The organism is Acinetobacter zhairuonensis (assembly GCF_022601715.1).
Lineage (GTDB): Bacteria > Pseudomonadota > Gammaproteobacteria > Pseudomonadales > Moraxellaceae > Acinetobacter.
Window position 1 is genome coordinate 133,828 of record NZ_JAKVIM010000008.1, and the last position, 19,718, is coordinate 153,545.

A 19,718-nucleotide genomic window follows, 5' to 3' on the forward strand; every position below is an offset into this window, starting at 1 on the left:
ATCCTATTTTTATGTAAAACGCGTCAGTCTCAAAGCTGATTAAATTGGAAGATATCTTGCATGAGCGATAAGCAAACTCCTGAAAATGCAGTGGATTATAAAGCCACACTAAACCTCCCAGGTACTGAATTTGCAATGAAGGCAAACCTCGCAGTACGTGAAGCAAAATGGTTAGAAGAGTGGTATGCCGACAACATTTATCAGCAGATTCGCGCATCGCGTATTGGTAAGAAAAAATATGTGCTGCATGATGGTCCTCCGTATGCCAATGGTCAGATCCACTTGGGCCATGCAGTCAACAAAGTCCTGAAAGACATTATTATTAAAAGCCGTGTGCTGGATGGTTTCGATGCGCCATATGTGCCGGGCTGGGACTGCCATGGTCTACCGATTGAACTGAAAGTTGAAGAAAAAGTCGGCAAAGTTGGCGTAAAAGTTGATGCTTCAACTTTCCGTAAAGCCTGCCGTGAATATGCCTACACCCAAGTCGAATTACAGAAAAAAGACTTCGTACGTATGGGTGTGTTTGGGGATTGGGACAATCCTTACTTGACCATGAACTTCAAGCAAGAAGCGGATATCGTGCGTTCTGTCGGTGCGATTGCCAAAGCGGGTCATATCGAACCAGGACTTAAGCCAGTCAACTGGTGTTTGGACTGTGGTTCAGCACTGGCTGAAGCAGAAGTTGAATACGAAGACAAGAAATCTGACGCGATTGATGTTGGTTTCAGCGTGGTGGATTTGGCAGACCTTTCTGCACGTTTAGGCGTACAAGTTACTGATCGCACAGACATCGTGATCTGGACCACAACCCCTTGGACTTTGCCTGCCAACCAAGCGGTTGCATTACATGCTGAACTTGAATATCAGTTAGTCAAAGCGCGTGGTGAAGAAAAAGAGCCACAAAACTTTATCTTGGCGAAAAACTTAGTTGAATCTGCAACGGAACGTTATGGTTTTAACAGCGTTGAAGTCTTGGCTGAATTCACCGGCAATAAACTTGAGCATGTCAGCCTGCAACACCCACTTATCGCAGAACGCCAAATCCCTGTGATTTTGGGTGAGCATGTGACTGCAGACAGCGGTACAGGTGCGGTGCATACTGCCCCAGGTCATGGTGTGGACGACTATAAAGTTGGCTTACTCTATAACTTAAAAGTGGACAATCCTGTTGGCGGTAACGGCGTCTACTTACCTAACTCACCAATTTTTGCAGGCGAGCATATTTACAAAGCCAACCCACAAATCATTGTGGCGTTAAGCGAAGCAGGCAAACTGTGGGCACATAAGCCAATCAAACATAGCTATCCACACTGCTGGCGCCACAAAACTCCAATCATCTTCCGTGCGACACCACAATGGTTTATCAGCATGGATGCCAAAGGTTTGCGCCAAGGCGCATTGAATGCGATTGAAAATGAAATCAGCTTCGTGCCTGATTGGGGTAAAAACCGTATTCAAGCCATGATCGAAGGTCGTCCAGACTGGTGTATCTCACGTCAACGGACTTGGGGTGTGCCAATCCCGTTCTTCGTGCATAAAGACACCAATGCATTGCACCCACGCACAGCAGAGCTGATTGAAGAAGTGGCTTTACTGATCGAACAAGAAGGCATTGACGCATGGTACAACCGTGACGCGAAAGACTTTATCGGTGACGAAGCAGAGCAATACAACTGCGTACGTGACACCTTAGACGTTTGGTTCGACTCAGGCACAACGCACTATGCAGTCCTGCGTGAGCGTGAAGAATTGACCGATCCAGCAGATTTGTACCTTGAAGGTTCAGACCAGCACCGTGGTTGGTTCCAGTCTTCATTGTTGACCTCTGTTGCCATCAATCAACGCGCGCCATACAAAGGCTTGTTGACCCATGGCTTCGTGGTGGATGAGAAAGGTCGTAAGATGTCGAAGTCTTTAGGCAACATCATTACTCCGCAAGACATCATTAAAGATATGGGTGCAGACGGTTTACGTTTCTGGATTGCATCTGCCGATTACCGTTATGAAATGACCGCAGGTAAAGAAATCTTTAGCCGTGCATCGGACGGTTACCGTCGTATTCGTAATACCTTGCGTTTCTTATTGGCGAACTTGAATGGTTTCAAACCATCGACGGATGCCCTGCCTGTAGATCAATTGATCGCATTGGATCAATACATCTTGCAACGTGCGGCTGATGTACAGAAAACTATTCAACAAGCCTATGAAGATATGAACTTCCATATCGTCACCAATGCCTTGACCAACTTCTGTATTAACGACTTGGGTGGTTTCTACCTCGACATCATCAAAGATCGTCAGTACACCACCAAAGCGGATTCTCAAGCGCGTCATTCGGCTCAAACTGCGCTTTATCACTTGGTGCAGGCTTTTGTCCGTTGGATGTCGCCAATCTTGAGCTTTACTGCACAAGAAGCATGGCCGCTCATCCCAGAACAAACTGAGAAATATGTGTTCACTTCAGAGTGGTATGCCATTCCAGTCGCATCAACGGCGAACTTGTTGTCAGAAGCCGATTGGCAAACCCTGATTACGGTGAAATCTGCCGTAAACAAACATATTGAAGTCGCACGTAACGAAAAATTAGTCGGTTCTAACCTGTCTGCCAAAGTCGAACTTTGGGCGAATGAAGAACTGAAAACAGTATTGGATCGTTTAGGTGATGAACTTCGCTTCGTTCTGATCACGTCACAAGTCCATGTTTATGCTTTTGATGCTGCCCAAGGTCAGGAATCTGATCTAGACGGTTTACGCGTAAAAGTCTCTGCTGCGGAAGGTGAAAAATGTGCGCGCTGCTGGCATGTTCTGCCTGATGTGAATACACATCATGAACATCCAGGTCTGTGCTCTCGTTGTATTATTAACCTCCCTACTGGTCAAGGCGAAGAGAGAAAATATGCCTAATCCACAACAGAAAGCGGGCCTGTTTCAATTCTACCCACACAATTTGCTGTGGGTGGGGTTATCTATTTTGGCGATTGTGTTAGATCAATGGACCAAGTGGATTGCCTCAACGCATCTGAATTATGCAGATCCGGTACCTGTGCTGCCTTTTTTAAATTGGACTTTATTGCATAACTATGGCGCAGCCTTTAGTTTCTTGTCCGATGCAGGCGGCTGGCAACGTTATTTCTTTACCTCACTTGCAGCTTTGGTTTCGGTGATTTTCGTATTTTGGCTCATGCGAATGCCGAAGAGCGTCACCATTTTGCCAATGGCAATTGCCCTGATTTTAGGGGGTGCTGTAGGAAATTTAATTGATCGCGTGACCTTGGGTTATGTGGTCGATTTTATTCATGTCTATTACAACAATAGTCATTTCCCTGCATTTAACCTAGCCGACAGTGCGATTACCTTGGGTACCATTTTGCTGCTCATAGATACGTTTTTCCTAGAAAAACATCGAATTCAACGTGCGGATGCGCAACACCATGAATGAAATTATTAATCCGAATGAAGAGACCCGCATTGAACAAGGTTCAAAAGTCGATCTTCATTTTTCCGTTGCCATTGAAAATGGTGTAGAAATTGACAATACCCGTAGCCGTGCTGAACCTGTCAGCTTGGTCATGGGCGATGGCAGTTTACTCCCTGGTTTTGAAAAAGCCCTGTTTGGTTTACGTGCGGGTGACCGTCGTACTGTCAGTCTTCCACCAGAAGATGCTTTTGGACCTTGGAATCCTGAAAACGTGCAAAAGTTTGACACCGTGAAATTTGAACAGCGTCCTGTTGAAGGGAACATGATCGAATTTGAAGACAAAGCCAAACAAAGCCTGTATGGCGTCGTTAAGACTGTCGGTGATGACATTACCGAAGTGGATTTTAATCATCCATTGGCGGGTAAAAATATTACCTTTGAAGTGGAAATCTTCAAAGTCACCCCTGCGGGTCAGCAAGGCGTGAAATTCATGTAAAAGCGAGCTTTTACAGCAATAAAAAAACCCTTCACATACGAAGGGTTTTTTTATACTCAAATGCTAAGTAGAAAGATTTGCCTTAACTTCAATCAGGGCATTGCATTCTTCAACGCATAGTCGATTAAGCGTCAACTAAGGGCGAATTTCTTTGAGTTCACGGCGAATAAAATGCTGAATCATTTCCCGATAAATCTGTTCAATTAAATCGGGATCAGTCCCCTGTTGTGTGGCCTGTTTTCGAACCTTGGCAATCACCTGCTCGACCCGTTCTGGGGATTGCACTTCATGTTCCGTCCGTTTAAAACGCACCGCCTGATCCACATAAAACTGGCGGGTAGTAATCAGTTCAATCAGGTGCTGATCAATCACATCAATTTTGTCTCGAACTTGCTCGAGTGACTCACATTTCTCTTTCTGCATTGGTTTTATCTTCTGGTATGGAGCGGGAGTAATCCGCTTCGTTTTCAATTTTATATTTTTCTTCTAACACATTACTAAAAATACTTTCAATCATCCAAACCCGATATAGACTATTAAATGTATAGCTTTGCCCATCGATCCGTAATTCCAGTACAGGAAAGTCAGGTTGTGACTTCATTTCACAGAGTACATCATTTTCTTTCAGCTGAGCCTGAATATCCTCATGTTTTACATCCTGTGGCTCTAAGCCCAACTCGCGTTGTAGCTCCAGATAATGCGCCTTAAAAGAAAGATCCTTACCTTGGGTCCACACCGCCTGCAAAATGCGATGCATCGCTTCGATACGCTGTTCTTCGGGCACACTATAATACAACTGTGCCATGGCAAAGGTGGCTTCTTTGGTTGGACGACAGAAAGGGGTAAATGCCACCTCGGTACGCTTAGATAACCGAGTCGCCAGACTCCAGTCAAACCAGTCCCGTCCCTGATAACTCAGCGGATAGACCGTTAACTGAATATTATAATAAGCAGCCAATTCCTCTTTAATATACGCCAACAGTAGCCACGAAATCGGGTCTTCTAGTGCGATATATAAGTCCAATTCTGGATCAAGCGCCTGAATTTCATTCAGTTCCTCAGCATCACTAATTAAATGCTCGCGCCATTCAATATGATTAATCAGGAAGATGGGATTACCCGTCAGTAATTTTTGTTGCTTTAAACGGCGGGTTAAACGTAGCAGATCATCGACTGCATGATATTTACGATCCGAAAATTCAAAATAGCTCGCCAGCACGGCATCATCATTAAACACCCGTTCTGGTAAGTGCTGTTCCTGATGATGTTTACTCGCCATGGCATATAAGGTGCGCAATTTTCCATATTGCTTTTGCCACAGCATATGAAAGACATCTTCCAGTAAATACAGGAAGTCCTGCCCTTGCAGCGGAGTGTTTCTTAGAATGGTTTCTGCTTGTGCAATCGCTTCTTGTGGTGGTTGTTCAGGGGTTTCATGGAAACTAAAACGATGTTGTTTCGATAAAATCTGTGCGTCATTCAGGCAGTAGTGTTGCCATTCCTGCGCCGACATTTGATTCGGCGGCTCAGGTATTTGGCTGGAAATAATGACTTTCAAAGGCTTGAGTTCATCACTCAAAATTTCTTCTAATTGCGGCAACTGCTGTACGGCCAGATAACTGTAGACATCATCCAAGCGTAGATGAATATTTAATCCATGTTCCGTGGGCAATACCTCTTGACGAGTTGGCTTTTGATAAAACCATCTCGATCGGATCGGATCGAACCAACGGCGTAACAGTGACATGAGTTGCCTCTAATCTAGAAATAGCGAGTGAAATTGTCTTCAATTCGCAGAAAAATAACCAGCACAGTGAACAGAAAGTCTTAAAATACAATAAGTCTCGAGCAAAACGTAGCACAATTCAAGACTAATTGTTCAATCCACCGCGATAGACTACAGTTCCAAGTTTAAATCGGTGACTGCACCCTTTTCTGCCCCAGTGGTGAGTTTAGCAAACTTCGCCAATGCACCGTGGGTATAATTGGGTTTTGGCTTGACCCAACGGTTTTGCCGTGCGGTAATTTCCTGCTCTGGAACATGCCAGGTCATTTCTCGGGTTTCCGCATTAATCGAAATCCGGTCTCCGTTTTGCACCAAGCCAATCGGACCACCTTCATAAGCTTCTGGGGTCACATGCCCAATCACGAAGCCATGGCTGCCGCCAGAAAAGCGTCCATCGGTAATCAGCGCAACCGAACTGCCGAGTCCCTTGCCAATAATCGCTGAAGTCGGCTTCAACATCTCTGGCATGCCGGGTCCACCTTTGGGTCCTACCCCACGAATCACCACCACTTCGCCCGCTTGGACTTCCCCTTCTAAAATCCCACGCATGGCACTGATTTCCCCTTCAAACACCCGTGCTGGACCTTCAAAATACAGACCTTCTTTGCCTGTAATTTTGGCGACAGCACCTGTCGGTGATAAATTGCCTTTCAGAATCACCAAATGTGAGTCTTTTTTAATGGGGGCATCAAAAGGCAGAATGATCTGCTGACCTTCAGGATAATCATCGACATCTGCCAGATTTTCCGCCAAAGTTTTACCCGTCACGGTTAAACAGGTTCCATCCAGCATGCCTGCATCGAGCATGCGTTTCATCAATGGCTGAATGCCACCGATCGCAATCAGTTCAGACATCAGGTATTTGCCCGAAGGACGTACATCTGCCACCACGGGAATCTCTGCCCCAATTCGTACAAAATCGTCCAGACTCAGTTCGACACCCGCGGTATGGGCCATGGCAATTAAATGCAGCACCCCATTGGTCGATCCCCCTAAAGCAATCAAAACTTTAATGGCATTTTCAAATGCCGCTTTGGTCATGATGTCGCGTGGCTTAATATCCAGCTTGAGTAGGTTCATCACCGCTTCACCCGCACGCTGACAATCCTGAATTTTATCTGCCGAGACCGCTTCCTGCGCTGAAGATCCGGGCAAACTCATGCCCAAAGCTTCAATGGCAGATGCCATGGAATTGGCAGTGTACATACCGCCACAAGAGCCAGGACCAGGCAATGCCACTTCTTCAATCTGTTTCACCTGAATAGCATTGATTTCACCTTTGGCATGCTGACCCACCGCCTCAAATACGGAAATCATATCAGTATGTCCTGCCCCTGGTTGAATAGTACCGCCATAAATAAAGATCGCAGGTCGGTTTAAACGTGCCATGCCCATAATGCAACCTGGCATGTTTTTATCACAGCCACCAATCGCAATCACGGCATCGTAAGCCTGACAACCCATCACCGTTTCAATGGAATCAGCGATAATTTCCCGTGAAAGCAGGGAATATTTCATTCCTTCCGTGCCATTGGAAATTCCATCCGAAATGGTGATGGTATTAAAAATAATGCCTTTACCGCCTGCGGCATTCACTCCCGACTCGACTTCCCGTGCCAAGCCATCAATGTGCATATTGCACGGCGTGACATTCGCCCATGTCGAGGCAATCCCAATAAATGGACGTTCAAAATCGGCATCCTGAAAGCCAGTGGCGCGCATCATGGAACGTGCAGGTGCATTTTCAATGCCTGCATAGACGGGCGCTGAATGTTCACGGATATTGTCTTTACTCATTATATTTGTCCTTGGTGCTGGCTAGGTATGCGCGACAGTCTTGGTTATTTCTTCTATTTTTTAGTGTATAGAAAGTAAGCGGGAGATAAAAGTACAATGATTTTTTGAAACATTGACTCAGAACCCAGCAACCTTTCCATGGACTTAACCGTTTTATTTTTGAATCTATTATGTTGTCTGAGACACCATCGTGCTCACTAGAGAACGTTTAAATAAAAAAAGCACCCCAAATGGAGTGCTTTTTTAATCTGTAAAAGAATTACAAATTAGATTTCACGTACTGCGCCTTTTGAAGCGCTGGTGGTATGCATGGCATACGCCTTTAATGCTTTAGACACTTTACGTGGACGCGGTTCAGCAGGCTGCCAACCTTTCGCTTCTTGTACTTCACGGCGCGCTGCCATCGTTGCTTCGTCCACCGCTAAGTGAATAGTACGGTTTGGAATATCGATTTCGATACGGTCGCCATCTTCCACCAAGCCAATCGCACCACCTTCAGCTGCTTCTGGTGAAACGTGACCAATGGAAAGACCTGATGAGCCACCAGAGAAACGACCATCCGTCAACAAGGCACAATCTTTACCCAAACCTTTCGACTTTAAGTAACTGGTTGGATACAACATTTCTTGCATACCCGGACCACCACGTGGACCTTCGTAACGAATCACGACCACATCACCTGCGGTGATTTTGCCACCCAAAATTGCCTCTACCGCCGCATCTTGGCTTTCAAATACACGTGCTGTGCCGTTGAATTTCAAGATCGAATCATCAACACCTGCTGTTTTAACGATACAGCCTTCAAGTGCAATATTGCCGTAAAGTACAGCCAAACCGCCATCTTGAGAGAAAGCATGCTCAGCATTACGAATGACACCGTTGTTACGGTCACCATCTAAACGAGAGTAATAACGATCTTGTGAGAATGCAGTTTGCGTTGGTACGCCACCCGGTGCTGAACGGAAGAATTGATAAACATCTTCGTCTTCAGTACGAATGATGTCCCATTTATCTAAGGCATCTTTTAAAGTTTTTTCATGTACTGTCGGTACAGAAGTATCGAGCAAACCTGCACGATCCAATTCACCCAAGATCGACATAATGCCACCTGCGCGGTGAACATCTTCCATATGTACATCTTGTTTTGCAGGAGCAACTTTACACAGTACCGGCACTTTACGTGACAAACGGTCGATGTCGGTCATGGTAAAGTCAACTTCTGCTTCATTTGCTGCTGCCAATAAATGTAGCACTGTATTGGTTGACCCCCCCATTGAAATATCAAGGGTCATGGCATTTTCAAATGCAGCTTTGCTGGCAATTGCACGTGGTAACAAGCTGTAATCATTTTGTTCGTAATGGCGTTTGGTGATTTCAACAATCAACTGACCTGCTTTTTCGAATAATTTTTTACGATTCGCATGCGTCGCCAAAGTTGAACCATTACCTGGAAGTGATAAGCCCAAAGCTTCGGTTAAACAGTTCATGGAGTTTGCAGTAAACATACCTGAACATGAACCACAAGTCGGACATGCTGAACGTTCGTATTCAGCTACTTCTTCGTCTGTGAAACTGTCATCTGCCGCTACAATCATCGCATCGACAAGGTCAATCGCGTGTTCGTTGCCACGAATTTTAACCTTACCCGCTTCCATCGGACCACCAGACACAAACACTACTGGAATGTTTAAGCGCATAGACGCCATCAACATGCCTGGGGTAATTTTGTCACAGTTCGAAATACACACCATGGCATCGGCACAGTGTGCATTCACCATGTATTCCACCGAGTCCGCAATCAAGTCACGCGATGGTAATGAATACAGCATGCCATCATGCCCCATCGCAATACCATCATCGACTGCGATGGTATTAAATTCTTTGGCTACACCACCTGACGCTTCAATTTGACGAGCCACAAGTTGACCTAAGTCTTTTAAGTGGACGTGACCTGGAACAAACTGGGTGAATGAGTTGACTACCGCAATAATCGGTTTACCAAAATCCTCATCTTTCATCCCTGTTGCGCGCCATAAGCCACGCGCACCCGCCATGTTTCTTCCGTGTGTCGATGTTTTTGAACGATAATCAGGCATTTGCATTTCCAACAAAGTTTGTGCTTGATATGAATCTGCGATTCACTCTGGCTAAATAAGACTGACAGATCATCTTGAATCAGTCGAAATATAGGCAACATCATACTACAGCGAAGTGTTCAACAGACAACCAGCATTCAACTTTCCTGCATTCAAACAACACAGGCTATATTCCGACACATGATCTCAAAGAGAACTTGAATGAAGCTACTATAAACCGAACACCACCGATTAAATACAAAACTTTCATGAATATTTTTTTAATTTTGCATAACTAAAAGTTTATAAAAATCTGATCCAATCCTATTCCTTTACCCAGAACTGAACCTGACCAAGCTGAATGTTACAGCAGATGTCGTGCATTCGGCTTGGCGTTGGTTTTCGCATATAATAGGCGCAAGTTTCTATGGAATTTGATGTGTGAAAATCATCTTTGCCGGTACACCTGAATTTGCGGCTTGTGCTTTGGCTGCTTTACTGAAAACAGAACATGAAATTGTGGCGGTATACACCCAACCTGACCGCAAAGCGGGTCGTGGACAAAAACTCACTGCATCTGCGGTGAAACAGTTGGCACTGGAACATAATCTGCCGGTATATCAACCGCTACACTTCAAATCTTCCACTGAAGAAGGCTTAGCAGCACAACAACAATTAAAAGATTTAAATGCCGATGTCATGGTGGTGGCTGCGTATGGCTTGATCTTGCCGCAAGTGGTACTCGATACGCCTAAATATGGCTGCCTGAATATCCATGGTTCATTGTTACCGCGCTGGCGTGGTGCTGCACCGATTCAACGTGCCATTGCCACTGGCGATACAGAAACAGGCGTGACCATTATGAAAATGGCGGCAGGTTTAGATACGGGCGACATGATGTACAAAACCTACTGCCCGATTGAAGCCAGCGATACCTCTGCCACCCTGCATGACAAACTGGCGCTACAAGGTGCTGAAGCGATTGTTGCGGTGTTGGAATCTGAACAAACTTTGCAGCAGTATTTAGAGCAGCGTGAAGTGCAAGATGAAGCACTGACCGTATATGCACATAAACTCAGTAAAGCCGAAGCACAAATTGATTGGTCTCAAGACGCTGTCGCGATTGACCGTAATATCCGTGCGTTCAATCCTTGGCCTGTTGCCTATATTGCTTTAGATGAAAGCAATAATCTGCGCGTTTGGGGCTCACTTCTTTCGAATCAGACGGTTACGCAACAAGCTGCTGGTACGATCTTGGCAATTGATAAACAAGGCGTACATGTGGCTTGTGGTAATCAGCAAGCTGTTTGCCTCACTCTGTTACAATGGCCGGGTGGTAAGCCATTAAATCCTGTGCAGATTGCACAAACTCAAAAACTGACTATTGGACAAATTTTATAATGAGACCATCTCCCAACGCCTCGGGTAAGACTTTAAACTTACGTGCTCAGGTTGTTAAAACGTTGTTGGCTGTCCAAAATGGTCAATCACTGGCGTCGGTTCTGCCACAACAAATGGCGATTGTGTCTGACAAAGACCGTGCCTTGTACCATGAATTAGTACTTGGCTGTTTACGCCAATGGCACGCACTTAAACAAGTGACTTTACCGTTGTTGTCTAAACCTCTGGACAACCAAGTGGTTGAAACCTGTTTATACGTTGGTTTATATCAATTGCTCTGTACCCGCGTTGCAGCCCATGCCGCTATTTCTGAAACAGTTGATGCAACCAAACAATTGGGTATGGAAAGCTTAAGTGGTGTCGTGAATGCCATTCTGCGCCGTGCAACACGTGAATCAGAACAATTCTATGATGTCCTAGAGCAGGCATCGAATTTACCGAGTTGGTTATCCAAACGTTTGAAAAAAGACTGGGGCGAGCAGCTGGCTGAAATCAGCTACGAGCTTAAACAAGTTGCACCCTTAACTTTGCGTGTTAACACCTTACAAGTCAGCCGTGACGAATATCTTGAAATTTTAGAAGATGAAGGCATTGAAGCACACCCATGTGAACTTTCAAATGTCGGTATTGTGCTTGATGAAAGTATTCATATCCCAAGCCTGCCTGGTTTTGAAGCGGGTGGTTTTTCAGTACAAGATGAACATGCTCAACTTTGTGCAACATTATTGCCAGACTTGAATGGCAAATTTGTGATTGATGCTTGTGCAGCACCTGGCGGCAAAACGGCACATATTTTAGAGAAATATCAGCCGAGAAAACTAATCGCGCTGGATCAAGATGAAAAACGCTTAAAACGGGTCGCTGAAAACTTAGAACGTTTGGCTTTAAACGATGTACCTGTTGAAATTATCACGGCCGATGCTGTGAAATGGACATCACCTGAGCTTGCAGATTGCATCATCCTCGATGCACCCTGTTCAGCCATTGGTGTAATCCGTCGCCATCCTGATATTCGTTTATTGCGTCAGTCGAGTGATATTGCCCAAACGGTTCAGCTACAAAAGCAAATTCTTGAAAATATGTGGCAACAACTTAAAGTGGGCGGCACAATGCTGTATATCACCTGCTCAATTTTAAAAGCAGAAAATGAACAGCAAATGGTCGACTTCTTTGCTCAACATCCTGATGCCAAAGAGCAGCCGATTCAAGCCGATTGGGGCATTGCACAAAGTTATGGCCGCCAACTGCTACCAGCCGCAGGCAAAGGTGACGGTTTTTATTATTGTTTAATTGAAAAAACGGCTTAATGCCAAAAGGGAATAGAAACGCAGGTTTCTGTTCCCTTCACTGATGCTTAACTGACAAACTTAAACAGCACCAAACTCAACGCTAAACATGCCATTCCTGTAACTAAACCATAGACTGTTTCATGCCCTTTCGCGTATTTCTTGGCGGTTGGGAGCAATTCATCCAAAGCCAAATACACCATCACCCCGCCAATAATGCCAAATACCGCGCCATAGACACTAAAACTCAAATACGGTGCCAAAATAAAGTAACCAATCATCGCCCCTAAAGGCTCGGCTAGCCCTGAAACAAAACTGGCAATTAATGCGGAACTTTTTTTCTGTGTGGCCATATAGACAGGCAAAGCGATTGCAATCCCTTCAGGAATATTATGAATACCAATCGCAACCGCCAAAGGTGCACCCAATGCTGGGCTTTCCAACGTTGCAAAGAAAGTCGCCAAGCCTTCTGGAAAGTTATGTGCAGTAATCGCAAATAAAGTCAGTAAGCCCGTGCGTAATAATTGTTGTTGATTGATGCCATGCGCACTCTGTTCTTCGATGGTTTCATGGGGATTGGGAATACAACGGTCTAGAATTAAAACCAAAATCACCCCGAGTAATAAGGAGAACGTGCCAAGGGCATAACCTGTTTTATCATCAAAAGCTTGGCTAAAAGAATGAATCGATTTATTCAGGATTTCCGTCAAGGAAACATAAATCATCGCGCCAGCAGAAAATGCCAAACCAAACGAGAGTACGCGATAACTGGGCTTTTTAAAGAACAAGACCAAAGCACCACCCAAAACTGTTGCCAGTCCTGCGAGAAAGGTCACACCAAATGCAACCCAAACTTGATACGGCAATAGAGGATCCATACCGTCATGCTCTTCAAATAAGAAAGCCACCATCTTAAATGATAATGGCTTTCATTTGCATATGCTCAGTATTTACTGAAACAATTTATTTACAATGTGTGCTGATCTTTCACTTCTTCCAGCACATCATCGAGCTCTTCAGGGTGCTTCATCAAATGAGCGATGGATAAAGCCAAGCCGCCCCATAAGAACGTGATCGAAATAATCATCATTATGATTGCAGAAGTATTCATGCTGGTCTCCTATCGATCTTTCATCTTGCTGAGTACGGTTGCAACGACAGCACAGAAAATCACGCTGCCCCATCCAAACACACCTTGCAAGCTCATGCTGTAAGTGTCGTAACCATTCTTCACTAAGTTGAACAGGGTCATTCCTAGTGTAGTAATTAAGATAAAAGTCGTAATTACAGTTAATGTAAATGCCCAACCTTTACCTAATTGAATGGTTGATACACGGTTTACATGATCACGAAGCTGAATCAATGCAGAGCGCTTAAACCAAGCGATACAGATAATGGATGCCAATGCACCGCCCACAATACCAATGTTATTGATAAAGTGGTCAATAATATCCACCAGTTTAATCGCATTTACGCTAGAGAAAATACTGATAGAAACCAGTGCACTTCCGCCACCCACAATCGATACAGCTTTGGCACGGCTCCATTTCAATTTATCTTGCATAGCAGCAATTGGAACTTCCAAAATACTCACCATGGAAGAAATACCCGCAACAAACAATGACGAGAAGAATAAGAAACCGAATAGGTCAGCACCCGCACCCAAGCTCGAAATAATTTTCGGGAAGGCAATAAATGCAAGACCAATACCACCACTCACGACATCTTTAACTTCTGAACCAGCAGCATGTGCCATAAAGCCCAATGCAGCAAAGATACCAATACCGGCCAAGATTTCAGTAGATGCATTGGCAAAACCAACGATCAAACCTGAACCCGTCAAGTTGGTTTTTGGTTTTAAATATGATGAATAGGTCACCATAATACCGAAGCCAACAGACAGCGAGAAGAACGTGTGACCATAGGCTGCGAGCCATACCTTATAGTCCATCATTGCAGACCAGTTCGGGGTAAAGAACGCATTTAAGCCCTGTGCCGCACCTGGTAAACGCAGTGCTTGAATAACAAGGAATGAGAATAAAACGAATAACAAAGGCATGAAGATTTTATTCGACAGCTCCACCCCTTTCTTCACACCACCAAACAAGATGATCAGTGTCAATGCCCAAATCCCAACAATTGGCCAGAATAGATGGCTGACAAACTGGAAATCGATGCCTGATGCTTTAGACGTTTCTAAGTAGGTATTAAAGAAGAAACTCTCAGGATCACTGCCCCATGCTTGACCAATGGAGAAGTAAACATAGCTTCCTGCCCACGTGAGTACGCTGGCATAGTACAAGCCAATAATGATACAGACACACACTTGCCACCAACCTAAGGTTTCACCGCCTTTAAATAAAGCACGATACGCTTTGGGTGGAGAGTTGTTGCTACGATGCCCGACTGCATAATCCAAGAATAACAGTGGTAGACCTGCAGTAATCAATGCAAGTAAATATGGAATAAGGAACGCGCCGCCACCATTTTCATAAGCAACGTAGGGAAAGCGCCAAATATTACCTAAACCTACAGCCGAACCTACGGCTGCAATAATAAAACCAGATCGTGACGTCCAGTTTTCACGAGAATCTGCCATGAAACACACCTAAACCTTGGGGTAACTTGATTGCTGCTTGTTATACGGATTAATATGGCTAGCAAAAAAGATACCATTCAAAAATCTTTTTGTTGTTTGATTTAGCTTCCACCTTTTGGGTGTCTCGTTCTAAATTGCAAACAGATGAAATGCACACAAAATCTTGGTTAAAGTCTTTCGGATTGTTTTCACCTCTTAATAATTGAACAATACTCACTTTTGTTATTTTTTGCTGTAATTTCTGGATGAAAGTTCATCCTTTTGTATTCTATTTTTAATCAATTGATCAAAATATAACTCGTTATTTGCGATATTTTTAAAAATAGATTAACAAAGCCCAAAATGCAAGAACTATCAAATACTGGAAAATTATTCTAATTTATCGCTCAATTTTGCTTACATTTTAAGCAAAACTTAATTCATAGAATCTAAGCCACTTTGGCTGGATATAAAAGTATTAAAATAACCAGTCTATACCACGATTCTTCATTGTTTTGCTTCATTCATCTCGCACTGAAAAGTGGAATCCAAAAAAAAATTCAGCGTAGAAAATACTGATGTGATCAACTTAAGGTTTTTATCCAGAAATCAGAAATATAGCTCAAGTTACATCACCTCCGGTCTAGACTTTTATGTAAAAAAGCACTTTGACTACTGCATCTTTGTTCACATCGCTATATCATTCTTCCAAATACAATCGAATAACTCTTCTTTTCAACGTTTTTAACACCAAGACACAGCACAATATAGGATAAAAGCATGAAAGTAACACAAGCAGGATTACTGACATTAGGTGTAGCTTTGAGTGGTTTAGCTCAAGCTGATTTGGTCGCACTCAAAGGTGATATCAGTTATTGGGCATATGATGGCGATGCACAAATGACCAATACTGCTCCAGGAACTAAAGAAAAGCTGGACAATGATGGTGCAGTTCAATTTTCAGTCGCTTTAGAGCACCCAGTTCCAATTATTCCAAATGCCAAAATTCGCTATGTGAATTTGGATACTGAAACCAAGAGCAGCTTATTAGGACAACCTGACTATTCCGTTAACCTCGATCATGCCGACTTCATTCTTTATTATGAAATTTTAGACAATGTGGTTGATCTAGATATCGGTGCGGGTGCAACCACCTTAAACGGTGACATCACCAATTACGCTGGTCAGCGCGTAGATATCGATGAAACTTATCCAATTATTTACGCTACTGTTGGCGGAAAACTGCCTTTTACGGGTCTAAGTGCAAAAGCGGAAATGACGTATAGCAACTTTGATGATGCACAATTAACGGATGCTTTGGCGGAAATCCAGTATAACTTTATCGACAATATGTTGGTCGATGTCGGTCTGAAAGCAGGTTATCGTATTTTTACGGTTGATTTAGATGACTACAGCCGTAACGATATTAAACTTGAATTTAAAGGTCCTTATATCGGTTTAGATGCACATTTTTAATCTAACTATCGCTTCAAAAAGCTGAATGTTGATCATTCAGCTTTTTATTTGCCCTTAACAATACTTCAATCATAATCACGAAATGACGCCGGTGATGTTGCTATCGTGCTATGGATCACGGTTTCAAAATCGGTCTTTAAGCATACTTTCTATTTCGAATAACTGATCATTATACAAATGTATGATCGCGAGGCTTTCTTGAACAGAATATATACGCAAAGAGCCTATCCCGTGCATAAAACTCCTTTCCATACTCGTTTTAGAAAGTTAAACCATACTCAAATTAATCTTAGCAACTTAGTTCCCTTGTATCTCTCATCTGTACTTGATGATAGGTATCAGAAGATAGCCTGCGTTGTATTTTGCATGCTCATATTGCGATGCAACCCTGTAGGTTTTGGCTTACAGTAAGCAACGCGATTTACGCCTATGCCCTCAGTGCATATCAGCATAATATAAGCATATACAGAGACAGGAAGTTTCTTTAAATAAGAATAAATATCGCAGGAAGCGTCGTAATTAACAGGAGTTGATTACAAAATACCACATACAGAAAAGCCCCCGTCAGGATGATGGGGGCTTTTCTTTGTATTTATTAATACTAAAAATCATCAATATTTGAGATGCTTAAACATTACAGAATACTTCTATTCATTAAAGTAATTCATATTGACTCACTATATTAGGCTACCTAACATCTAAGACGCTTGAATCATCTTTGGAAACTCATTTTGTTGCACTCACAACCACAACATCATTTACTCAACTTAAAACAATCAACACGAATTAAAATGGCTTTGGCTGCATTGGGCTTGCTAATTCTTTCAGGCTGTTCCAGTTTGGGTGGTAGTTCTTTAGAAAAGCGTGCAACCAAACTCTCTACAGGTATTCAAAAGGCTTACGCCGTAGATTCAGCTACAGCAAATCGAGTTGCACCGATGATTGTGCAAAGTGCTGAACAATATCAAGTCGATCCTTTGCTAATTGCAGCGATGATTCACCAAGAATCCAGCTATCGAAACTATGCCATTTCACCAGCAGGCGCAGTGGGTTTAACGCAAGTGATGCCTTCTTATTGGCAACAAACTTGTCCAGGTGATTTATTTGAAGAAGCCAGTAATATTAATTGTGGCACCTACATTTTAGCGAGATATAATCAATCCGCAGGCAGTTGGAAAAAAGCCCTCGCCTACTATAATGTCGGTCCTACTGGCTATGAGTCGAGCTGGAAAATGCGGCGCCAAGGCAAAAAATATGCACAACAGGTGAAACAACACGAAGAAAAATTAAAAGGCTCATTCTAAATTCATGCCTTATTAAACTTGATAAGCCCAATTTCATATTGGGCTTTTCTCAGAGTTCCTGATTTATAAGCTTTTTAAATACTCAATCACGGCTTTATTTTCAGCCATTTCTGCGAGTTCAAGCGCGGTATATTCAGAACGATAATCGATTCTCGCCCCTTTGCTAACCAGCAACTTCACGACATCTAAATGATCATTCTCCGCTGCAGCTTGTAAAGCGCTATAACCTTCTTCATCTGTTTGATTCGGGTCAGCACCATCAAATAATAATTGTTCAACTTGATCGACATCCCCTAAAGACGACCAATACACAAGCTCTGGGAGATGAAGTTCTTCATCATCTTCGGGGATCTGTGAGAAAGAGTTCAGTTTCATATGATATAACCATTCTAGTTTTCACTCTCAAACCACAATTAAAACCTAAATTTCGTGACTGTTCTACCTGTAAATTTTAATAACAGCTAAAGCTTAAAATAAGCTCAATGCCAATATGCCTAACAACTCTAAACTTGTATTCGGCTGTGTCTATTTCTTTGCATTCACTTGTACAAGAACAATTCTCTCCTCTTCAAGATTTCACCGCTGATTTTACGCCATCACTTGAAAATCTGACTTAAGTGAAAAGATGAAATCCAAGGGATAGTAAGCCTTCATTTTTAATCTTCTCAACAAGTGTCACAAAGCATGTACGTGCTGCGTCTTTGGTATCCGAGCAATCTTGAATCGTAAATCCCGCATCAACCTAGTCCTTACGAAGCTCAAATGGCTCGACCAAAAAACGACTCTCTTGTGTTTTGCCCAAGGTACAGGACAAAGCACAGTCCCAGATGGACCAGCAAGAACATCATAAAGCAAGTGTGCTACCTGACTTTAGCACTCTGTACATTTCTTTATAGAACTGCTCCTTATCGGGAATGTTCATCGCTACATGTTGTGTCCAAATAACATCGAGGGTCTAATCATCAAATGGAAGTTCCGTCGTATCACCTTGATGAAAATCAACAAAATACTTAAGGTTTGTTCGAACAGAAAGCATCTTCGCAGCCTGACAGTATTCGTCTATCAGATCAATACCTGTGACATGACAGTCAAACACTTCAGCTAAACATCGTGAAGTTCCGCCTATGCCACTGCCAACATTAAGTACAGGTATGCTTTGTTCAAGCCCGACTGCTCGTGCTAATTCGATTGTCGCAACTCTGCCACGAATATGAAATTAATCAATCAGAGCTAAATCCTCAGGTGTCAGGCAGTGAACATCTTGACCTGCTTTTTCTAGTGCAGCTAATATAATCTCATCCAAGTTCACACGAGTATGATGCGTTTGGATGACATCATTGCCATCAGGATTCATTGATGAGACCTCCTCATCAAAATGTTAACTTTGCTTCACCATTGATTTAAATCATGCAGTTTATTTTTAAAATCACAACTTTAGTTTTTAAGCTTAGTCTAATCATTTCAATTAAAACAGCAATAATATCAATCAACTAACCACTTAATAGATGATTGATAATCAGCAAAATTTTTTATTTCGCCAGAGATAAACCAATTTCCAATCTTAGCCACTAATTTTTGCCATTTTTTTTCACCATAGATCGCAACTTTATCTATGTTAAAACCAATTTTTAAACCTAGCTTAAAATCATCCCAAACTGCTTGTGGCTCCCATCCTGAAAACTCAGTTATATCGACCAGTATTTTGATGTGTTCAGAGTTAATCTCTTTAAGGCTAGATTCTAAAGCTGAAATAATTTCCTCATAATCATGATGGATTAACTTTCCAGTAACTTTTAATAGCAAAATTGACTCTGAATCGATAGTTTTAACAGCTATCCTAATTCCGTGATTCTCTTTACTCATAGTAGCCACCTCGTTCTAAAATTTTCTAATACAGCATAGAAAGTACAGAAAATAAGATTGGATAACCTTACATTCATTAATTTTGCCCTTTTTGAGTTTTTTGTGGAGTTATTCTAGTTACAGCGGGTTTTAATTCTGTATTTTTCTTATTCCCGACAATAAAAAAACACCCCCTTCTTAGTAGAAGGGGGTGTTTTTAGAATTAATGAGCTGGCGATGACTTACTCTCACATGG

Annotated in this window: 17 protein-coding genes and 1 pseudogene; 7 read left to right on the top strand and 11 right to left on the bottom strand. The window is 42.9% G+C overall.

Features of this window, described 5'->3' with window-relative positions; genetic code table 11:
• The first annotated feature begins 60 nt into the window (after positions 1-60).
• From ileS to MKI85_RS08495, 3 genes are read left to right on the top strand one after another with little or no spacing between them, the layout of a single operon-like run.
• Entirely contained in the window at positions 61-2,907 is a 2,847-nt protein-coding gene (gene ileS / locus MKI85_RS08485) for an isoleucine--tRNA ligase (protein WP_241626812.1), read from the top strand.
• Positions 2,900-3,442 carry a signal peptidase II gene (gene lspA / locus MKI85_RS08490; RefSeq protein WP_241626814.1) on the top strand — a complete coding sequence of 181 codons (543 nt, stop codon included), beginning with the start codon at positions 2,900-2,902 and terminating at the stop codon, positions 3,440-3,442. Before ileS ends, lspA begins: the two co-directional genes overlap by 8 nt.
• The gene (locus MKI85_RS08495; RefSeq protein WP_241626816.1) at positions 3,435-3,917 is read left to right on the top strand and encodes an FKBP-type peptidyl-prolyl cis-trans isomerase; all 483 of its coding nucleotides are present in this window, start codon (positions 3,435-3,437) and stop codon (positions 3,915-3,917) included. The genes lspA and MKI85_RS08495 overlap by 8 nt, the downstream gene beginning before the upstream one ends.
• A gap of 135 nt (positions 3,918-4,052) precedes the next feature.
• Here MKI85_RS08495 and MKI85_RS08500 read toward each other — a convergent pair whose 3' ends face one another.
• From MKI85_RS08500 to ilvD (MKI85_RS08515), 4 genes are all read right to left on the bottom strand, one after another.
• A complete protein-coding gene (locus MKI85_RS08500; protein ID WP_241626818.1) occupies positions 4,053-4,340 on the bottom strand; it encodes a chorismate mutase in 288 nt (95 codons plus the stop codon).
• A complete protein-coding gene (locus tag MKI85_RS08505) occupies positions 4,321-5,664 on the bottom strand; it encodes a thioredoxin domain-containing protein (RefSeq protein ID WP_241626820.1) in 1,344 nt (447 codons plus the stop codon). Before MKI85_RS08505 ends, MKI85_RS08500 begins: the two co-directional genes overlap by 20 nt.
• 150 nt (positions 5,665-5,814) lie before the next feature.
• Positions 5,815-7,500, bottom strand: a complete 1,686-nt coding sequence (ilvD, locus tag MKI85_RS08510; protein WP_241626822.1) for a dihydroxy-acid dehydratase — start codon at positions 7,498-7,500, stop codon at positions 5,815-5,817.
• Positions 7,501-7,766: 266 nt separating this feature from the next.
• Positions 7,767-9,596, bottom strand: coding sequence for a dihydroxy-acid dehydratase (gene ilvD, locus MKI85_RS08515; RefSeq protein ID WP_241626824.1), 1,830 nt, complete (start codon positions 9,594-9,596; stop codon positions 7,767-7,769).
• Positions 9,597-10,016: 420 nt separating this feature from the next.
• Between ilvD (MKI85_RS08515) and fmt the strand changes: the two genes are divergently transcribed.
• Complete coding sequence (gene fmt / locus MKI85_RS08520) at positions 10,017-10,976, top strand: methionyl-tRNA formyltransferase (protein ID WP_241626826.1); 960 nt, start codon at positions 10,017-10,019, stop codon at positions 10,974-10,976.
• Positions 10,976-12,283, top strand: coding sequence for a 16S rRNA (cytosine(967)-C(5))-methyltransferase RsmB (rsmB, locus tag MKI85_RS08525; RefSeq protein ID WP_241626829.1), 1,308 nt, complete (start codon positions 10,976-10,978; stop codon positions 12,281-12,283). Before fmt ends, rsmB begins: the two co-directional genes overlap by 1 nt.
• Positions 12,284-12,330: 47 nt before the next feature.
• On the opposite strand, the gene zupT is transcribed toward rsmB, so the two are convergent.
• The 3 genes from zupT to MKI85_RS08540 form a co-directional block, all read right to left on the bottom strand.
• Positions 12,331-13,140, bottom strand: a complete 810-nt coding sequence (zupT, locus tag MKI85_RS08530) for a zinc transporter ZupT (RefSeq protein WP_241626831.1) — start codon at positions 13,138-13,140, stop codon at positions 12,331-12,333.
• A gap of 89 nt (positions 13,141-13,229) precedes the next feature.
• Positions 13,230-13,373 (bottom strand): methionine/alanine import family NSS transporter small subunit, encoded by a 144-nt coding sequence (locus MKI85_RS08535; protein WP_100242359.1) that lies wholly within the window; start codon positions 13,371-13,373, stop codon positions 13,230-13,232.
• A gap of 9 nt (positions 13,374-13,382) precedes the next feature.
• Positions 13,383-14,861 carry a sodium-dependent transporter gene (locus MKI85_RS08540; RefSeq protein ID WP_241626833.1) on the bottom strand — a complete coding sequence of 493 codons (1,479 nt, stop codon included), beginning with the start codon at positions 14,859-14,861 and terminating at the stop codon, positions 13,383-13,385.
• 759 nt (positions 14,862-15,620) lie between these two features.
• Here MKI85_RS08540 and MKI85_RS08545 point away from each other — a divergent pair.
• Positions 15,621-16,316 carry a TIGR04219 family outer membrane beta-barrel protein gene (locus tag MKI85_RS08545; protein ID WP_241626835.1) on the top strand — a complete coding sequence of 232 codons (696 nt, stop codon included), beginning with the start codon at positions 15,621-15,623 and terminating at the stop codon, positions 16,314-16,316.
• A gap of 791 nt (positions 16,317-17,107) precedes the next feature.
• Positions 17,108-17,620, top strand: a complete 513-nt coding sequence (locus MKI85_RS08550) for a transglycosylase SLT domain-containing protein (RefSeq protein ID WP_241626849.1) — start codon at positions 17,108-17,110, stop codon at positions 17,618-17,620.
• Between the two features lie 63 nt (positions 17,621-17,683).
• Here MKI85_RS08550 and MKI85_RS08555 read toward each other — a convergent pair whose 3' ends face one another.
• From MKI85_RS08555 to MKI85_RS08565, 4 genes and pseudogenes are all read right to left on the bottom strand, one after another.
• Entirely contained in the window at positions 17,684-17,995 is a 312-nt protein-coding gene (locus MKI85_RS08555) for an ankyrin repeat domain-containing protein (RefSeq protein WP_241626837.1), read from the bottom strand.
• Positions 17,996-18,464: 469 nt separating this feature from the next.
• Positions 18,465-18,830, bottom strand: a pseudogene (locus MKI85_RS16970) (class I SAM-dependent methyltransferase).
• A gap of 6 nt (positions 18,831-18,836) precedes the next feature.
• The gene (locus tag MKI85_RS08560) at positions 18,837-18,974 is read right to left on the bottom strand and encodes a hypothetical protein (protein ID WP_241626839.1); all 138 of its coding nucleotides are present in this window, start codon (positions 18,972-18,974) and stop codon (positions 18,837-18,839) included.
• 128 nt (positions 18,975-19,102) lie between these two features.
• Positions 19,103-19,483 (bottom strand): SpoIIAA family protein, encoded by a 381-nt coding sequence (locus MKI85_RS08565; protein ID WP_241626841.1) that lies wholly within the window; start codon positions 19,481-19,483, stop codon positions 19,103-19,105.
• Positions 19,484-19,718 lie beyond the last annotated feature (235 nt).

Excerpts from the sequence above, each read along its gene's own strand:
- ileS (WP_241626812.1), top strand. The coding sequence starts at position 61 with ATGAGCGATAAGCAAACTCCTGAAAATGCAGTGGATTATAAAGCCACA.
- lspA (WP_241626814.1), top strand. The coding sequence starts at position 2,900 with ATGCCTAATCCACAACAGAAAGCGGGCCTGTTTCAATTCTACCCACAC.
- MKI85_RS08495 (WP_241626816.1), top strand. The coding sequence starts at position 3,435 with ATGAATGAAATTATTAATCCGAATGAAGAGACCCGCATTGAACAAGGT.
- MKI85_RS08500 (WP_241626818.1), bottom strand. The coding sequence starts at position 4,340 with ATGCAGAAAGAGAAATGTGAGTCACTCGAGCAAGTTCGAGACAAAATT.
- MKI85_RS08505 (WP_241626820.1), bottom strand. The coding sequence starts at position 5,664 with ATGTCACTGTTACGCCGTTGGTTCGATCCGATCCGATCGAGATGGTTT.
- ilvD (WP_241626822.1), bottom strand. The coding sequence starts at position 7,500 with ATGAGTAAAGACAATATCCGTGAACATTCAGCGCCCGTCTATGCAGGC.
- ilvD (WP_241626824.1), bottom strand. The coding sequence starts at position 9,596 with ATGCCTGATTATCGTTCAAAAACATCGACACACGGAAGAAACATGGCG.
- rsmB (WP_241626829.1), top strand. The coding sequence starts at position 10,976 with ATGAGACCATCTCCCAACGCCTCGGGTAAGACTTTAAACTTACGTGCT.
- zupT (WP_241626831.1), bottom strand. The coding sequence starts at position 13,140 with ATGGATCCTCTATTGCCGTATCAAGTTTGGGTTGCATTTGGTGTGACC.
- MKI85_RS08535 (WP_100242359.1), bottom strand. The coding sequence starts at position 13,373 with ATGAATACTTCTGCAATCATAATGATGATTATTTCGATCACGTTCTTA.
- MKI85_RS08540 (WP_241626833.1), bottom strand. The coding sequence starts at position 14,861 with ATGGCAGATTCTCGTGAAAACTGGACGTCACGATCTGGTTTTATTATT.
- MKI85_RS08545 (WP_241626835.1), top strand. The coding sequence starts at position 15,621 with ATGAAAGTAACACAAGCAGGATTACTGACATTAGGTGTAGCTTTGAGT.
- MKI85_RS08550 (WP_241626849.1), top strand. The coding sequence starts at position 17,108 with ATGGCTTTGGCTGCATTGGGCTTGCTAATTCTTTCAGGCTGTTCCAGT.
- MKI85_RS08555 (WP_241626837.1), bottom strand. The coding sequence starts at position 17,995 with ATGAAACTGAACTCTTTCTCACAGATCCCCGAAGATGATGAAGAACTT.
- MKI85_RS08560 (WP_241626839.1), bottom strand. The coding sequence starts at position 18,974 with ATGAATCCTGATGGCAATGATGTCATCCAAACGCATCATACTCGTGTG.
- MKI85_RS08565 (WP_241626841.1), bottom strand. The coding sequence starts at position 19,483 with ATGAGTAAAGAGAATCACGGAATTAGGATAGCTGTTAAAACTATCGAT.